1 pseudogene is annotated in these 348 nt (G+C 65.8%); it reads right to left on the bottom strand.

Annotated features, from left to right (window positions below):
- Positions 1–348, bottom strand: a pseudogene (locus HMPREF2883_RS07005) (hypothetical protein); the annotation flags it as partial.

The raw sequence follows: 348 nt of genomic DNA, 5'->3' as shown, positions 1-348 counted from the left end.
TGGGACGGGGGTAGAGATGGTCATTGGCCAGGGCGATATGCGCCACCTCGACGTCATCACAGCCATAGATGTGGACACCATCCGTGTCGTAGCGCTCAACGGTGCACCGAGGCGAGCTCAACCAGAAGACAATGTCCCGCACCGGCACCGGGTCCTTGGGGTCCATTCGCCGCAGGCTGTAACGGGCGTCAGCAGCCATCAGACCGGCCAGGACCTCCGAGGCCGCCAGCGTCGGCCCGTAGGGGTCGATGACCCCAATGTCCTCCAGCCCCGCCAGGGCCCCCTGGGCATAGTTCGCGCGCTGGGCAATGGGGCCGGTCACCATCCTCTGAAGGACGTCCCACTGCT

Source organism: Actinomyces sp. HMSC075C01, assembly GCF_001812965.1.
Taxonomy (GTDB): domain Bacteria; phylum Actinomycetota; class Actinomycetes; order Actinomycetales; family Actinomycetaceae; genus Actinomyces; species Actinomyces acetigenes.
The sequence above is the reverse complement of the archived record's forward strand: the minus strand, read 5'-3'. Positions and strand labels throughout refer to the sequence as shown.